Here is a 14,559-nt window from a genome sequence, read left to right as displayed (position 1 = left end):
AACACCCTCACTCGGCGCACCCGGTGCACCACAACATCAAGGTCGAGCAGAACGTGTTCGACGTCGGTGACGTCACCGTCGTCGACGCCAGGAGCGTCGGCGGCTTCGCCTTCACCGGCAACACGGTCCGGCGCCTGGACGGCCCGGACCGGCCGCCGTACACCTCACCGCTGTTCGTCTTCCACGGCAGTTCGGGCATCCGCATCGCCCGCAACCACTACGACAAGGGCCTGAACACCTCCGTGGTCGCGGACTGACCGGAAACCCGACCGGGCCCTGCGCGCACCCGCGAGTGCGTGCGGGCGGGGCGCCGAGCCGCCGGTCAGGTCTCCGAACAGGTGTCCCCGGCCGTCAGGCGTCCCCGTAGGCCTCCCCGCCCAGGTCGAGGGTGGCGGTGCCCGCCGTCGCGTCGGCGAGCCAGGCACGGAAGGCGTCCACGTCGGCGTCCGGCAGACCGATCTCGATGGCGACGGCCTCGCCGTAGCGGACGTCGCGGACCTCGCGGCCGGTGGCGCGCAGATCGTTCTGGACCTTGCCGGCCCGCTGGTGGTCGACGGTCACCGTGGCCAGCCGGAAGCGGCGCCGGGTGCGGGTGCCGACGGCGTCGAGGGCCTCGCCGACCGCGCCGCCGTAGGCGCGGATGAGGCCACCGGCGCCCAGCTTGACGCCGCCGTAGTAGCGGGTGACGACCGCGACGACGTACCGCATGTCCCGGCGCAGCAGCATCTGGAGCATGGGGACGCCCGCGGTGCCGCCCGGTTCGCCGTCGTCGCTCGCGCGCTGGGTGGCGGCGTCGGCGCCGATGACGTAGGCCCAGCAGTTGTGGGTGGCGTCGGCGTGCTCCCTGCGGACCGCCGCGACGAAGTCCTGGGCCTCCTGCTCGGTGGCCGCCGGGGCGAGGGCGCACAGGAAGCGGGAGCGGTTGACCTCGGTCTCGTGCGTGCCCGCGCGGGCCACTGTGCGGTACTCGTCCTGCATCCGCCCACCCTATGCGGACACCTTCAGCTCTCCTTTCCCCCCTTCTTGCGGCCCCGGGCCACCGTCACCTCTGTCAGCAGGGCCGTCCCCGGGGCGAGGGCCGCCCAGGTCGCGCCGTGCCAGGCCAGGACGGCGATGGCGGAGGTCGGGAACTTCCTGCGGACCTGCTCCAGGGTGTCGTCGAGGCCGTCGCCCGCGAGGTCGAGGACGAGTTCCTCCAGGCCGGGGTTGTGGCCGACCAGCAGCAGCGTCTCCACCTCGGCGGGCACCTCGTGGACGACCGCGAGCAGGTCGGGTACGTCGGCCGCGTACACCCGCGCGTCGTGGCGGACCGGCGGCGGTGTCCCCCACTGGGCGGAGGCCAGCTCCCAGGTCTGCCGGGCGCGCACCGCGGTGGAGCACACCGCGAGGTCGGGCAGGCAGTCGGACGCGGCGAGGGCACGGCCGGCGGCGGGGGCGTCGCGGCGGCCGCGGTCCGCGAGCGGGCGCAGGCGGTCCGGGACGCCCTCGGGCCAGGCGGACTTGGCGTGTCGCAGCACGACCAGGCGGCGCAGCGGGCCCGCGCCCGCCCGGGTGATCACGCCGCCCGCCCGAGGTCGCGGGTGAGGTCGAGGGCGAGCAGCCGGTCGGCGTAGGCGCAGGTCTCGAAGCGGGCGCCGTCCGGGATCTCGGGCTGGTCCTCCATCCAGCGCAGCACGCCGAGCACCGCGGGCACGTCGAGGTCGTCCTCCCAGGCGTCCCGGAGGCGTCCCCGGACCTTCTCGGGCACCGGTCGCGAGGGGCTGCGCGCCCAGTGCGCCACCGACCGGCGCAGCCTGCCGAGCCGCCGCCCGGCCGCGTCGAGGGCGCCGGCGCCGAGGTGGACGGCCGTGCCGCGGGGGGCGTCGAGGAGGGCGAGCCGCAGTGCGGCGGGGTCGTCGAGCGTGCCGAGGACGCCCGCGTCGGGGCCGTCGGCGGGGGCGACGGCGACGGTCACGCCGGTCCCGGTACCGGGCCCGGTGCCGCCCGCGGCCGTCACGTGGACGACCTGGGCCTCGCCCAGTCCCGCCGCGAGGTCGCGGCCGTCCTCGAAGGGGCGGATGCCGAGGGTGGTGGCGGCTGCGTGCAGCTCGGCCTGGTGGTGGTCGGCGGTGAGCAGGGGCAGGACCGGGGTGCCGCCGAGTTCCAGTGCGCGCAGCAGGAGGTCGGTGGTGAGCAGGACCCGCAACGCCGTCAGGTCGTACCCGGAGGCGTGGACCTGTACCCGGGTCAGGGCACGGCGGGCGGAGACGGCGGGGACGGTCTCACCGGACTTGGCGTCGAGGATGCGCAGCACGGGCTGAGCGTAGGCGGGCGGCGGGCCGCACGCAGGCACCTTGCGATGATTCAGGTCACCGTGGCGGGACATGCGGGACATGCGACACCCCCTGCCGCGCGGGCTGTCCCGACGGTACCGCGCGGGCCCGGTCCGGGTCGGGGAATCAGGGTCCGGCGGCCGCTGTTGCCCACGGCGAACGTTCCCCGAGCCGAGGAGGCCGCCGGTGTACGGCGACGAAGCGACGATCCGCAGGATTCTGACCGGGACGGGTGACACCTGGGCGGTGGTCGGCCTGTCGTCCAACCGGGGCAGGGCGGCGTACGGGGTGGCGCAGGTGCTGCAGCGGTTCGGCAAGCGGATCGTGCCGGTCCACCCCAAGGCGGAGACGGTGCACGGCGAGCAGGGCTACGCGTCCCTCTCGGAGATCCCCTTCGAGGTCGACGTCGTCGACGTCTTCGTCAACAGCGAGCTGGCCGGCGCGGTCGCGGACGAGGCGGTGGCGAAGGGCGCGAAGGCGGTGTGGTTCCAGCTCGGGGTGGTCGACGAGGCGGCCTACGAGCGGGTGCGGGCCGCGGGTCTGGAGATGGTCATGGACCGCTGCCCGGCTATCGAAATTCCTCTCCTGGACCGGAACTGAGCCGGATTTGAGGAAGATCTGAGGTTGCCTGTCTTACCCTCTTCTCACTTAACACAACTGAATACGGACATTCTGTGACCCTCACTGACCTGTGCAAAAGCTTTGGCCAAGACAGGAAAGATCGAGGGTCAAATCTTTGGCAACACTCTTCTCGGCCTGCGGTGTGCGCCCTTACGTTGTGCCCTCTTGCTCGTTAAATCTGCGTTCAGAAACTGAGAGGCCACTTGACATGGTGAGTGTCGAGAAAGCCGCAACGGAGGACATCACACCTTCGGGCGGTCTGAGGCGGGACGTCGGGCTGATCGGCCTGATGTGGGCCTCTGTGGGCTCGATCATCGGCTCCGGATGGCTGTACGGCGCGCACGACGCGGTGATGCAGGCCGGTCCCTCGGCGATCATCTCGTGGGTGATCGGCGCGGTCGCGATCGTGCTGCTGGCACTGGTGCACGCCGAGCTCGGCGGCATGTTCCCGGTGGCGGGCGGTACGGCCCGTTACCCGCACTACGCGTTCGGCGGCCTGGCCGGCATGTCCTTCGGCTGGTTCTCCTGGCTCCAGGCGGCGACCGTGGCGCCGATCGAGGTCGAGGCCATGATCGGCTACGCCGGTCACTGGAAGTGGGCCCAGGGCTTCCAGCACGCCGACAAGACCCTGACGGCCAGCGGTCTGCTGGTGGCGATCGTCCTCATGGCGGTCTTCGTCGGCGTCAACTTCTTCGGCGTCCGGGCGCTGGCACACACCAACAGCGCCGCGACCTGGTGGAAGATCGCCGTGCCACTGGCCGCGATCTTCATCGTCGCTGCCACCAACTTCCACCCCGCCAACTTCCACTCGGAGGGCTTCGCCCCCTTCGGTGCCAAGGGCGTGCTCGCCGCGATCAGCACCAGCGGCATCATCTTCGCGCTGCTCGGCTTCGAGCAGGCGATCCAGCTGGCGGGCGAGAGCCGCAACCCGAAGAAGGACCTGCCGCGCGCCACGCTCGGCTCGGTCGCGATCGGTGCCGTCATCTACGTCCTGCTCCAGGTCGTGTTCATCGGCGCGCTGTCGCACAGCTCCTTCGCGCACGGATGGGGCAGCCTGCACTACCCGGGCGACAGCGGTCCGTGGGCCGGCGTCGCCACCATGGTGGGCCTCGGCTGGCTGGCCTGGGTGCTCTACGTGGACGCGATCATCTCCCCCGGCGGCACCGGCCTGATCTACACCACGGCCACCTCCCGTGTCTCCTACGGCCTGGCGAAGAACGGCTACGCGCCGAAGGTGTTCACGCGGACCGACTCGCGCGGTGTGCCGTGGTTCGGGCTCATCATGTCCTTCGTGACCGGCGTGATCTGCTTCCTGCCGTTCCCGAGCTGGCACGAGCTGGTCGGCTTCATCACCTCCGCGAGCGTGCTGATGTACGCGGGCGCCCCGCTGGCGTACGGCGTCTTCGCCGACAAGCTGCCGGGCCTGGAGCGTCCCTACCGGCTGCCCGCCGGCAAGCTGGTCTCGCCGGTGGCGTTCGTGGTGGCCAACCTGATCATCTACTGGGCCGGCTGGGGCACCCTGTGGCGGCTCGGCCTGGCGATCGTCCTCGGCTACCTGCTGCTCGGCGGCTACGCCTGGTACGCCCACAGCAAGAACCTGCCGGACGCGCCCCGGCTGGACTTCAAGGCCGCGCAGTGGCTGCCCGTCTACCTGGTGGGCATGGGCCTGATCTCCTGGCAGGGCGGCTTCGGCGGTCGGGGAAACCTCCCGCTGTGGTGGGACATCGTCGTCATCGCGGCCTTCTCGGTGGTCATCTACTACTGGGCCAGGGCGACCTCGTCCACGGCCGAGGACATCGAGCGCAGCATCGACGAGGTCGTGGTCACGGACGCGCCGGCGCACTGACCCTCCTCCTCACCCGCGTCCCGTCAGCCACGGTGGCACTGCCGTGGCTGACGGGACACCGTCATAATGCGGGGGTGACGCACCCCTCCCCCCACACCAACTCCTCGTCCGAAGAACGCCGTACGGTCGTCGTCGTGGGCGCCGGGCCCGCCGGGCTGACCGTCGGGAACATCCTGCGGGCCGCCGACGTCGACTGCGTGGTCCTGGAGACCGAGAGCAGACAGTTCATCGAGACCCGGCCGCGGGCCGGGGTCATCGAGGAGTGGGCGGTGCGCGGGCTCCGGCAGCGCGGCCTGGGCGACGGCCTGGCGGCCCGCGCGCAGGTGCACCGCGCGTGCGAGTTCCGCTTCGGCGGCGACCGGTTCCGGTTCGACTACACCGAACTGACGGACCAGCATCACTACGTCTATCCGCAGCCGTTGCTGGTGACGGACCTGGTGCGGGAGTACGCCGACGTGCGCGGCGGGGACATCAGGTTCGGGGTGCGCGACGTCGCGCTGCACGACCTGGAGACGGACCGGCCCGCCGTGTCGTACCTGGACCCCGCGACCGGCGAACGGCACGTGCTGCGCTGCGCGTTCGTGGCGGGCTGCGACGGGGCGCGCGGGGTGACCCGGGACGCGATACCCCAGGGACGGGTGCACATCGCCCGGCAGGACCACGGCGTTGCGTGGCTGGCGCTGCTCGCCGAGGCGCCGCCGTCCTCGGACTGCGTGGTGTTCGGCGTCCATCCGAACGGTTTCGCCGGGCACATGGCGCGCAGCCCCGAGGTCACCCGCTACTACCTGCAGTGCCCGCCGGGCGACGACCCCGAGAACTGGTCGCACGACCGGGTCTGGGACGAGCTGCGCGAGCGGCTCGGCGCCGCCGGGGCGCCGCCGCTCACCGAGGGGCGGCTGATCGAGAAGCGCGTGCTGGACATGCACGACTACGTGGTCGAACCGATGGTGTTCGGCCGCCTCTTCCTGGCCGGTGACGCCGGGCACCTGACCGCGCCGATCGCCGCCAAGGGCATGAACCTCGCCCTGCACGACGCCTTCCTGCTGGGCGACGCGCTCGCCGCGCACGCCGCCAAGGGCGACGACACCGGTCTGGAGGGCTACTCCCACGCCTGCCTGCGCCGGGTCTGGGACTACCAGGAGTTCTCGCGGTTCCTGTCCGGCATCTACCACGGCACGGCCTCCGGCGACCCGTTCCTCGCGGGCACCAGCCTGGCCCGGCTGCGCAGGCTGTTCACCTCACGCGCGGCGGCGACGGCCTTCGCCGAGCAGTACCTCGGTGCGGCCGCCGCCTACTGAGAGCACCCGCCGACGGCCTCCGGCCGAAGCTCAGCCGTCCGCCTCGGCAGCGGTCTCGGTCAGCCGGTGGTCCGCCACCTTCAGCGCCTCCTCGACGAGCGTCCGCAGATGGCCGTGGCGCAGCGAGTACACCACCCGCCGCCCCTCCTTGCGCGTGCCCACCAGACCCGCGAGCCGCAGCCGGGCCAGATGCTGGCTGACGGCGGGCCGGGCGGCGCCGCACACCTCCGTGAGCGTGCTGACGTCGGCCTCCCCCGTGGTCAGGGCGTGCAGCAGCGTGAGCCGGGTGCGGTCGCCGAGCAGGGCGAGGAGTTCGGCGGCGAGCGCGAACTGTTCCTCGCCCGGGGTGCGCGAGTGCGCATGATGCGCAGGTGATAGGTGCAAGCGTGCGCTCATACGCACATAATGGCGTCGTGGGCGCCCCGTGTCCACGTCCCGCGCACCGGAGAGGGGAGCCGCATGAGCGACCGGCACCATCACGAGCACGCACACACCCCCGACCGGCACGGCGAGCACGCACACGCTCATGACCACGGCCACGAGCACGGCCCTGAGCACGGCCACGGCCACGACCACGACCACCCTCACTCCGAGCCCCACTCCCCCGCCGCCGGCCTCCGACACCGTCTCGCCCACCTTCTGACGCCGCACTCGCACGAGACGGCCGACAAGCTCGATCCCGCGCTGGAGTCCTCGGCCCGCGGCATGCGCGCGCTCTGGGTCTCGCTGGCCGTGCTCGGCGCGACGGCGCTCGTCCAGGCGGTCGTGGTGGTCCTGTCCGGCTCCGTCGCCCTGCTCGGGGACACGGTGCACAACGCGGCGGACGCGCTGACCGCCGTACCGCTGGGCATCGCCTTCGTCATCGGACGCCGCGCGGCGAACCGCCGCTTCACCTACGGCTACGGGCGGGCCGAGGACCTCGCGGGGATCGCGATCGTGCTGACGATCACCGCGTCGGCCCTCTTCGCCGCGTGGACGGCCGTCGAACGGCTGCTTGACCCGCGTCCGGTCACGCATCTGACGGCCGTCGCGGTGGCCGCGCTCGTCGGGTTCGCCGGGAACGAGTGGGTGGCCCGGTACCGGATCCGGGTGGGCCGGGAGATCGGGTCGGCCGCCCTGGTGGCCGACGGGCTGCACGCCCGCACCGACGGGTTCACCTCGCTCGCCGTGCTGCTCGGGGCCGGCGGTGCCGCCCTCGGCCGGCAACTCGCCGATCCGCTCGTGGGGTTGGCGATCACCGCGGCGATCGCGCTGGTGCTGCGGGACGCGGCGCGCGAGGTGTTCCGGCGCGTGATGGACGCGGTGGACCCGGAGTTGACCGACCGGGCCGAGCGGGCGCTGCGGGAGGTGCCGGGGGTGCGGGCGGTGAGTGAGCTGCGGCTGCGGTGGATCGGGCACCGGCTGCGCGCCGAGGTGGCGGTCGTGGTCGACGGCGAGGCGACGGTACGGCAGGCGCATGCGGTCGCCGTAGCGGCGGAGCATGCACTGCTGCACGCCGTGCCGAGGCTGACGGCGGCCCTGGTGCACGCGGATCCGGCCCCGGCGCCGGGCCAGGCGGACCCACACCTGGCGTTGGCGCACCACGCGCACGCCGTGTCCTGAGCGCTCCGCCGGACGTGCCGCCGCCGTCCGGCTGCGGCGCCGTCGCGGCTGGTCGCGCGGTTCCTCCTCCCACCGCGGCCGGGGCCCCAGCGCCCCTTTGCGGCGCCGCCGAACCGCTCAGACGCCCAGTCCCGGCAGCACCACCGCGCCCGGCAGTTCGGCGAACGCCTTGCCGGGGACGAGGAGTTTGCCGCGCCGGCGGCCGCTGCCGACCAGGACGTAGGGCAGGTCGACCACGGCCGGGTCCACCAGCAGGGGCCAGTCGCGCGGGAGTCCGATCGGGGTGATGCCGCCGTACTCCATGCCGGTCGCGCCGGTCGCGGTGTCCGTCGAGGCGAACGAGGCCTTGCGGGCGCCGAGTTGGCGGCGCACCGCGCCGTTGACGTCCACCTTGGTGGTGGACAGCACCAGGCAGGCGGCCAGCGTGGTCTCACCGCCGCGCCTGCCCGCCACCACCACGCAGTTGGCCGACTTGCCCAGCAGGTCGTGCCCGTAGTGCTCGACGAAGACCGCGGTGTCCGCCCACTGCGGGTCGGTCTCGACGTACACGATCCGGTCGGCGGGCACCGCGCCGGTCCAGTGCCGTACGGCGTCGGCGACCGGCGCGGTCAGTTCGTCGAGGCAGTCGGGGGCGGGGACGGCGGTGTCGAAGTCTCCGATGGGTGCGCGCATGTCCGCACGCTAACAGCCCGGCCCCGGCGGGCTCAGGGCACCGGCGGCACGGAGACCGTCATGACCATCTCCATCGGCACGTCCCCGGTGTTGCCGTACACGTGGGCCGTGTCGGCCTCGAAGGAGGCGCTGGCGCCCGCCGGCACGCGGTACTCGGTGCCGTCGACGGTGAGGGTGAGTTCGCCGGCGGTGACGTGGACGATCTCCACCGTGCCGGTGGGGTGGGGTTCCGACGGGCTGCTCTCGCCCGGCATCAGATGCCAGTCCCACATCTCCAGCGGGCCGGGCGCCTCGGTGCCGGCGAGGAGCCGGTTGTAGCTGCCGGCGTCGGTGTGCCACAGCCGCACGGCCTTGTCGGCGGGGATGATCTGGACCTTCGGGCCCTGTTCGTAGTCGAGCAGGGTGGTGATGCTGATGCCGAGGGCGTCACCGATCTTGACGACCGTGCCGATGCTCGGGTTGGTGCGGGCCTGCTCGATCTGGATCAGCATGCCGCGGCTGACCCCGGCCCTGGTCGCGAGCACGTCGAGGGTGAAGCCGCGCACCGCGCGCCAGTGCTTGACGTTGCGGGCCAGGGACTGGGTCAGCAGGTCGAGGTCCGACACGTTCCGTCCATCGTCGAGGGCATCGCGGTCCATTATTTTCGATGCCGGGTTCGATCAAATGTACTACGGCGGGGTGTACCTGACCGTGCACCGAACTGTACTGCGAAGCGGTGCCGTTCCGGGCATCAGATCCTGCGCCAGCGTGCGTTGCACCACGAGAAGACGCCGAAGGCCGCCAGACCGAGCGCGATCGCGGCGAGCAGCCACGGACCGGCGGGCAGATCGCGGAACGCGCGCAGGGTGTCGTCCATGCCCTTGGCCTCGCCGGGCCGGTGCCTGACGGCCGCGACGACCGCGAACACCCCGGCGACCGCGAAGACGACCCCGCGCGCCGTACCCCCGGTCACCCCGAAGACGTCGGTGAACCGCCTGGCCCGCGAGGACATGGCGGCGGTCCGCAGCTTCTCGCGGAACTTCAGCCGGACGGCCCGCACGGCTATCCACAGCCCGGCGGCCACCACCCCGGCCCCGGCCACGCCCACGATCCACTGGCCGCCCGGCCAGCCCAGCACCGTGGCGGTGACATCGTGCGTCTGCCGGTCCGAGGACCCGCTGCCGCTGCCCCGGTCCCCGGCCGCGTACGACAGCACCGAGTAGCAGGCGAAGACGTAGAAGACGCACCGGCCCGCCGCGGCCGCGCGCTTGGACGGCTCGGCACCCTTGGGTCCCGCTCCGCCGAACACCGCCTCCGACAGGCGCCACAGCGCCATGCCCGCCAGCGCCGCTGCCAGCACCACCAGCAGCGCCGCCCCGAAGGGCCGGCCGGCCAGTTCCTCCAGCGCACCGCCGCGATCGGCCTGCTGTCCACCGTTCCCGCCCTGCCCGAACGCGATCCGCAGGGCGATCACGCCCACCAGTACGTAGATCAGCCCGCGGGCGGCGAACCCGGCCCGTGCCGCCACGGCCAGCGCCTGACTGTGCGCCCCCCGGGCGGCCCCGCCGCGCGCCCGCAGTGTCCATGCCTGTGCATCCATACCTCGCCGGTGCCCCGGCCCCCCGGTCCGACACCTCACCGGACGTCGTCAGCCCCGGGTGAACGCGCCGGCAGCGGCCCGGCTCAGCTCTCGGGCTCCAGCTCGGCGAGCCGCGCCACGTCCGCCTCGTCCAGCTCCGCCAGCGCGCGCAGCTGCTCCGACGTGGTGCCCGCCGGGATCGGCACCGGCGGGGGCGTGCGCAACGGCGGCTGCCAGCCCGTCTCGGGCGTCCAGCGGCGTACCACCCGGGCGGGCGCACCGGCCACCACGGCGTGGTCGGGCACCACGCCCCGGACCACCGCACCGGCGGCCACCACCACGTTCCGGCCGATCCGCGCGCCCGGCAGGATCACCGCGCCCGTGCCGATCCAGCACCCCGGGCCGATCTCCACGGGCTCCATGCGGGGCCACTGCCGGCCGATGGGCTCGTGCGGGTCGTCGTAGGAGTGGTTGGTGGAGGTGACGTAGACGTACGGGCCGAAGTAGCAGTCGCTCCCGATGGTGACCGTCGTGTCCGCGATGACGTGACTGCCACGGCCGAGGACCACGCCGTCGCCGATGCGCAGGATCGGCTCCGGACCGAGGTCGAGGTCGGGCATCAGGCCCGCGGTGAGGGTGACCTGTTCGCCGACGATGCAGTGCGAGCCGAGGTGGATCCACGGTTCGCCGAAGACCGTGCCGAGCGGGAAGGCGAGCCGGGTGGCCTCGCCGAGGGCGCCGAACCGGAAGCGGCCGGGGTGGTCGGCGGTGACGGATCCGGTGCGCTGCGCCCAGGCCCAGGCCGCGTGCACGGCGCGTTGGGCGAGGTGGCGGCGCCAGGACGAGAACGTGTTCTTGGACTTCGGCACGCAGTCACGCTACTCAGCGGGCCGCGGCTTGAAGAGGGCGGGCTGCTGTGATCTTCACCCCAGGCGGTGGCGTAGGTTTCCGGGGAATCGACGACGACGGGAGACGGTGATGACGCAGCGGGCGCTGATCGTGGGGATCGGAGGGCGCGAGCCGAAGGTCGGGGCCGACGTGTTCGTGGCGCCGACCGCCTCGGTGATCGGGGACGTGACGCTGGAGGCCGGGGCGAGTGTCTGGTACGGGGCGGTGGTGCGCGGGGACGTGGAGCGGATCACCGTGGGGGCGCGGTCGAACGTCCAGGACAACGTGACCCTGCACGCGGACCCGGGGTTTCCGGTGAGCGTCGGGGAGCGGGTGTCCATCGGGCACAACGCGGTGGTGCACGGGGCGACCGTGGAGGACGACTGCCTGATCGGGATGGGGGCGACCGTGCTGAACGGTGCCGTGATCGGGGCGGGGTCGCTGGTGGCCGCGCAGGCGTTGGTGCCGCAGGGGATGGTAGTGCCGCCGGGGTCGCTGGTGGCGGGGGTGCCGGCGAAGGTGCGGCGCGAGCTCAGCCGTGAAGAGCGGGAGGGGGTGGCCCTCAACGGGACCTTCTACGCGGAGTTGGCTGTGGCGCATCGCGGGGTGCACGAGTAGGTCGTGGGGCGGGTGCGGCGGAGTAGGGGCTGGTCGCGCAGTTCCCCGCGCCCCTTTCGGGGCGCTTCAGTCCCCGGCGCTCACAGGTTCCGCTTCCTTCTGCGTCATCTGGGCCTTCTTTGCCCGGCGCTGTACGACCAGCATCGACGCCAGGCCGAAGAGGACCGCCGCTGCCAGGCCCGCGTACGAGAACCGCTTCAGCCAGTCCTCGGCGACGAGGCCGACGTAGTAGACGACCGCCGTCGTGCCACCCGCCCAGCAGATGCCGCCGAGGAGGTTGGCGGTGAGGAACTTCCAGTAGGGCATGTGGAGGACGCCGGCCAGCGGGCCAGCGAAAATGCGCAGGAGGGCGATGAAGCGGCCGAAGAAGACCGCCCACATGCCCCACTTCTCGAAGGAGCGCTCGGCGGTGGCGACGTGGCCCTCGCTGAAGTGTCTCGGGAATTTCCCGCCCAGCCAGGCCAGCAGCGGGCGGCCGCCCTTGCGGCCGATCGCGTAGCCGATGGAGTCGCCGATCACCGCGCCGGCGGTGGCGCAGGCGCCGAGGACGAACGGGTTGATGCCCGAGTGCTGGGAGGAGAGCAGCGCGGCGGACACCAGGACGATCTCGCCCGGCAGCGGGATGCCCAGGCTCTCCACGCCGATCACCAGCGCCACCACGGCGTAGACGGCGACCGCGGGCACCGAGTCGAGCCATTCCTGGACGTGCACCGCCGGATCCTCCCCTGTCGTGTGCTCCTTGCTCACGAAGGCTACCGGGTCGGCCGGATACCACCGCGCCCGCGGCACCGGCCCGCCCCCCTGCCTTCGGCTTTCGGACATCCGGGTGTCACACGGGACGGGAAGGCTCCCCGGCGTCTGCTCGCCTGCGGCTCCCCACCGCCGGCCCGCCGTGGAAGGACAACGTCCCCGTGTCCTCACTGTCCTCGCTGTCCCCGCCCTGCCCCGACGCGCCCGTGCGTCCGCTGCCGGCGCCCTCCTCGATGGCGGGCCGGCCGCTCCGGCTCGCCCTGTGCCTGTCCCCGCTGCTCATCGCGGCGGTCTGGGGGCTGACCAACCAGTCCCTGCTCCACGGGGGCGTCACCCGGCTCGCCCGCGCAGAACCGGCGTGGCTGCTGGCCGCGGGCGGTTTCACCTGCCTGACCTGGGTGGTGGCCGCCTGCATGCGGCAGGGCGCGGTGCCCGACCGGCTGCCGCCGGGACTGCTGCTGGCCTCGCAGTTCGCCGCCGGCGCCGCCAACCACGCGCTGCCCGCCGGACTCGGCGCGCACGCCGTCACCGTGCGTTTCCTGCGCACCCGGGGCGTCCCCCTGGAGCGGGCCACCGCGTCGATCGCGCTGTACTCGGTGGCGAAGTCCGGTGCGAAGACGGTCGTGCTGATCGGGTTCCTGCTGTCCTCGTCGGCCTGGCGGCGGCTGGGCGAGCTGGTGCCGGACGGCGTGGTGCTGATCCCGGTCGCCGCGGTGCTCACTTCGATGGGCGTGGCGACGGCCGTCGTACGGCCGCTGCGGCGGCCGGTCACCGGCCTGGTGCGGAGCGCGTTCACCGACGCCAGGACGGTGCACGCGCGCCCCGCCCGGGTGCTGGCCCTGTGGGGCGGGGCCACCGCGATGCCGCTGGTGCAGGCGTGCGTGCTGGCCTGCACCGGGGAGGCGCTCGGGCTCGGGCTGTCCTGGGGCACCGTGATCTTCGCCTACCTGGCGGCGGGCACGGCGGGGGGTGCCGTTCCGGTGCCCGGCGGGGTCGCGGTGGACGCGGCGCTGGTGATCACGCTGGTCGCGTTCGGCTCCCCGGTGGCGGTGGCCACCGCCACCGTGATCGGCTACCGCGTCCTCACCGACTGGATTCCGCTGCTGCCGGGCGCCCTGGTGCTGTCGGCGATGATCCGCGCGAAGGTGCTGTGAGGCGAGGCGTCAGTCGCGGCGGGCCACGATCCGGTAGGCGTTGGAGACGCGGAGGCGGCGGGAGAGCGGCCGTACGGCGAAGCGGTCCAGGAGGGTGCCGGCGATCAGGGCCGGGATGCCGGCGATGAGCAGGGCCGCGCGGAGCGCCTTCCGCGGAGCGCCGGGCGGGGTCGGCAGCCAGGGGGCGTCCTCGCGCGGGGCGGTGTGGTCCAGGGCGAGCCAGACGGCGGCCAGCAGGTCGACGGGGTCGTGGGCCTCGGCGTGCTCCTCGGCGACGACCGTGAAGCCCAGGCCGGTGAGCCGGTCGCGGAGGTTGGCGACCGGGACGAAGTGCAGGTGCTGCGGCTGGAGCCAGGGCAGCCACCAGCGGCCCAGCAGGCGGCCGTAGCGGCTCTCGGGGTCGGGGACCTCGACGAGGAGGTGGCCGCCGGGGCGTACCGCTTCGTGGGCGGCGCGCAGTTCCCGGTCGGGGTCGGTGCTGTGCTCCAGGTAGTGGAACATGCTGACGACGTCGTAGCGGGCGGCCAGTTCGGGGGCGAGGTCCGGGAAGGCGCCGCGGTAGGCGTGCTCGACGCGGCCTTCGCGGGCGGCGAGTTCGACGCCGTCGGTGAAGTCGAGGCCGTCGAAGGCGGTGCCGGGCAGCACCTCGCGGGCGGCCTCGCAGAAGTGGCCGTGGCCGGTGCCGACGTCGAGCCAGTTCTTGGGGGTCGGGTCGTGCGGGACCATGGACCGGGCGCGGCCCTGGTACATCCTGGTGCGGCCGCCGAAGGTGCCGCTCATCTTCTGCTCGCCGAGGCCGTCGTAGAAGTCCCGGTAGTAGAACTCCAGGCCCGTCTCGTTCAGGCGCGGGTTCTGGAAGGTGTGGCCGCACTCCTGGCAGCGGTCGAGGACGAAGGTGCCGGGCTTGTGCTGGAGCAGGTCGGTGGTGCGCAGCCGGGTGGTCAGCCGGTCGGAGGCGCACCAGGGGCAGGTGGTGCGCCGGGGTTCGAAGAATCGGTCGGTGCCCTCGGCGAGGTCCCGCTGGTAGGCGGAGCGCAGCGCCTCGACGTCACTCTGCTTGCTCATCGGGTCTCCTTGCGTACGGGTCTGCTGCGAGGGCTTCCAGATGGGTCGCGGGGGGGGGGGGGGGGGCCGGGGGGGGGGGGGGGGGGTGGCTTCGGGACGTCACGGGGCGGGGGGCGGGGTCGTCCAGGCCGGGGGCGAGGGCCTCACCACGCCCCTAGGGGGTGAGCCGGGCGAA

At 73.1% G+C, this 14,559-nt stretch carries 17 protein-coding genes; 7 read left to right on the top strand and 10 right to left on the bottom strand.

The features are described from left to right. Positions 1–23: 23 nt before the first annotated feature. On the top strand, positions 24–257 hold the full coding sequence (locus ACZ63F_RS00380; protein WP_469707308.1) for a hypothetical protein: 234 nt from the start codon (positions 24–26) through the stop codon (positions 255–257). Between the two features lie 94 nt (positions 258–351). On the opposite strand, the gene ACZ63F_RS00375 is transcribed toward ACZ63F_RS00380, so the two are convergent. From ACZ63F_RS00375 to ACZ63F_RS00365, 3 genes are read right to left on the bottom strand one after another with little or no spacing between them, the layout of a single operon-like run. Continuing rightward, positions 352–978, bottom strand: coding sequence for a YigZ family protein (locus ACZ63F_RS00375; protein WP_469707307.1), 627 nt, complete (start codon positions 976–978; stop codon positions 352–354). A 23-nt stretch (positions 979–1,001) separates the two neighbouring features. Then, positions 1,002–1,559, bottom strand: coding sequence for a SixA phosphatase family protein (locus tag ACZ63F_RS00370; RefSeq protein WP_469707305.1), 558 nt, complete (start codon positions 1,557–1,559; stop codon positions 1,002–1,004). Continuing rightward, positions 1,556–2,293, bottom strand: coding sequence for a hypothetical protein (locus ACZ63F_RS00365; RefSeq protein WP_469707303.1), 738 nt, complete (start codon positions 2,291–2,293; stop codon positions 1,556–1,558). Before ACZ63F_RS00365 ends, ACZ63F_RS00370 begins: the two co-directional genes overlap by 4 nt. A gap of 205 nt (positions 2,294–2,498) precedes the next feature. On the opposite strand from ACZ63F_RS00365, the gene ACZ63F_RS00360 reads away from it, so the two are divergent. From ACZ63F_RS00360 to ACZ63F_RS00350, 3 genes are all read left to right on the top strand, one after another. Continuing rightward, positions 2,499–2,912 (top strand): CoA-binding protein, encoded by a 414-nt coding sequence (locus ACZ63F_RS00360; RefSeq protein ID WP_469707301.1) that lies wholly within the window; start codon positions 2,499–2,501, stop codon positions 2,910–2,912. 229 nt (positions 2,913–3,141) lie between these two features. After that, entirely contained in the window at positions 3,142–4,779 is a 1,638-nt protein-coding gene (locus ACZ63F_RS00355; protein ID WP_469707300.1) for an APC family permease, read from the top strand. 74 nt (positions 4,780–4,853) lie between these two features. Further along, entirely contained in the window at positions 4,854–6,077 is a 1,224-nt protein-coding gene (locus ACZ63F_RS00350) for a 4-hydroxybenzoate 3-monooxygenase (protein WP_469707298.1), read from the top strand. 30 nt (positions 6,078–6,107) lie between these two features. Here ACZ63F_RS00350 and ACZ63F_RS00345 read toward each other — a convergent pair whose 3' ends face one another. After that, positions 6,108–6,473 (bottom strand): ArsR/SmtB family transcription factor, encoded by a 366-nt coding sequence (locus ACZ63F_RS00345; RefSeq protein WP_457701297.1) that lies wholly within the window; start codon positions 6,471–6,473, stop codon positions 6,108–6,110. A gap of 63 nt (positions 6,474–6,536) precedes the next feature. On the opposite strand from ACZ63F_RS00345, the gene ACZ63F_RS00340 reads away from it, so the two are divergent. Beyond that, positions 6,537–7,679, top strand: coding sequence for a cation diffusion facilitator family transporter (locus ACZ63F_RS00340; RefSeq protein WP_469707296.1), 1,143 nt, complete (start codon positions 6,537–6,539; stop codon positions 7,677–7,679). Positions 7,680–7,796: 117 nt separating this feature from the next. On the opposite strand, the gene ACZ63F_RS00335 is transcribed toward ACZ63F_RS00340, so the two are convergent. The 4 genes from ACZ63F_RS00335 to ACZ63F_RS00320 form a co-directional block, all read right to left on the bottom strand. Beyond that, on the bottom strand, positions 7,797–8,351 hold the full coding sequence (locus tag ACZ63F_RS00335) for a YbaK/EbsC family protein (protein WP_469707295.1): 555 nt from the start codon (positions 8,349–8,351) through the stop codon (positions 7,797–7,799). A 32-nt stretch (positions 8,352–8,383) separates the two neighbouring features. Beyond that, a complete protein-coding gene (locus ACZ63F_RS00330; protein ID WP_469707294.1) occupies positions 8,384–8,956 on the bottom strand; it encodes a helix-turn-helix domain-containing protein in 573 nt (190 codons plus the stop codon). A gap of 125 nt (positions 8,957–9,081) precedes the next feature. After that, entirely contained in the window at positions 9,082–9,930 is an 849-nt protein-coding gene (locus ACZ63F_RS00325) for a DUF1206 domain-containing protein (protein WP_469707293.1), read from the bottom strand. A gap of 83 nt (positions 9,931–10,013) precedes the next feature. Beyond that, a complete protein-coding gene (locus tag ACZ63F_RS00320) occupies positions 10,014–10,778 on the bottom strand; it encodes an acyltransferase (RefSeq protein ID WP_469707291.1) in 765 nt (254 codons plus the stop codon). A gap of 109 nt (positions 10,779–10,887) precedes the next feature. Between ACZ63F_RS00320 and ACZ63F_RS00315 the strand changes: the two genes are divergently transcribed. Then, a complete protein-coding gene (locus tag ACZ63F_RS00315) occupies positions 10,888–11,415 on the top strand; it encodes a gamma carbonic anhydrase family protein (protein WP_469707290.1) in 528 nt (175 codons plus the stop codon). Between the two features lie 66 nt (positions 11,416–11,481). Here ACZ63F_RS00315 and ACZ63F_RS00310 read toward each other — a convergent pair whose 3' ends face one another. Continuing rightward, positions 11,482–12,126 carry a DedA family protein gene (locus tag ACZ63F_RS00310; protein WP_469709258.1) on the bottom strand — a complete coding sequence of 215 codons (645 nt, stop codon included), beginning with the start codon at positions 12,124–12,126 and terminating at the stop codon, positions 11,482–11,484. Positions 12,127–12,326: 200 nt separating this feature from the next. On the opposite strand from ACZ63F_RS00310, the gene ACZ63F_RS00305 reads away from it, so the two are divergent. Then, a complete protein-coding gene (locus ACZ63F_RS00305) occupies positions 12,327–13,319 on the top strand; it encodes a lysylphosphatidylglycerol synthase transmembrane domain-containing protein (protein ID WP_469707288.1) in 993 nt (330 codons plus the stop codon). A gap of 9 nt (positions 13,320–13,328) precedes the next feature. Here ACZ63F_RS00305 and ACZ63F_RS00300 read toward each other — a convergent pair whose 3' ends face one another. Further along, positions 13,329–14,384: a class I SAM-dependent methyltransferase gene (locus ACZ63F_RS00300; RefSeq protein WP_469707287.1), complete on the bottom strand. Its 1,056-nt coding sequence runs from the start codon at positions 14,382–14,384 to the stop codon at positions 13,329–13,331. Positions 14,385–14,559 lie beyond the last annotated feature (175 nt).

The sequence above is a fragment of the Streptomyces sp. NPDC104761 genome (genome assembly GCF_055583445.1).
The sequence above is the reverse complement of the archived record's forward strand: the minus strand, read 5'-3'. Positions and strand labels throughout refer to the sequence as shown.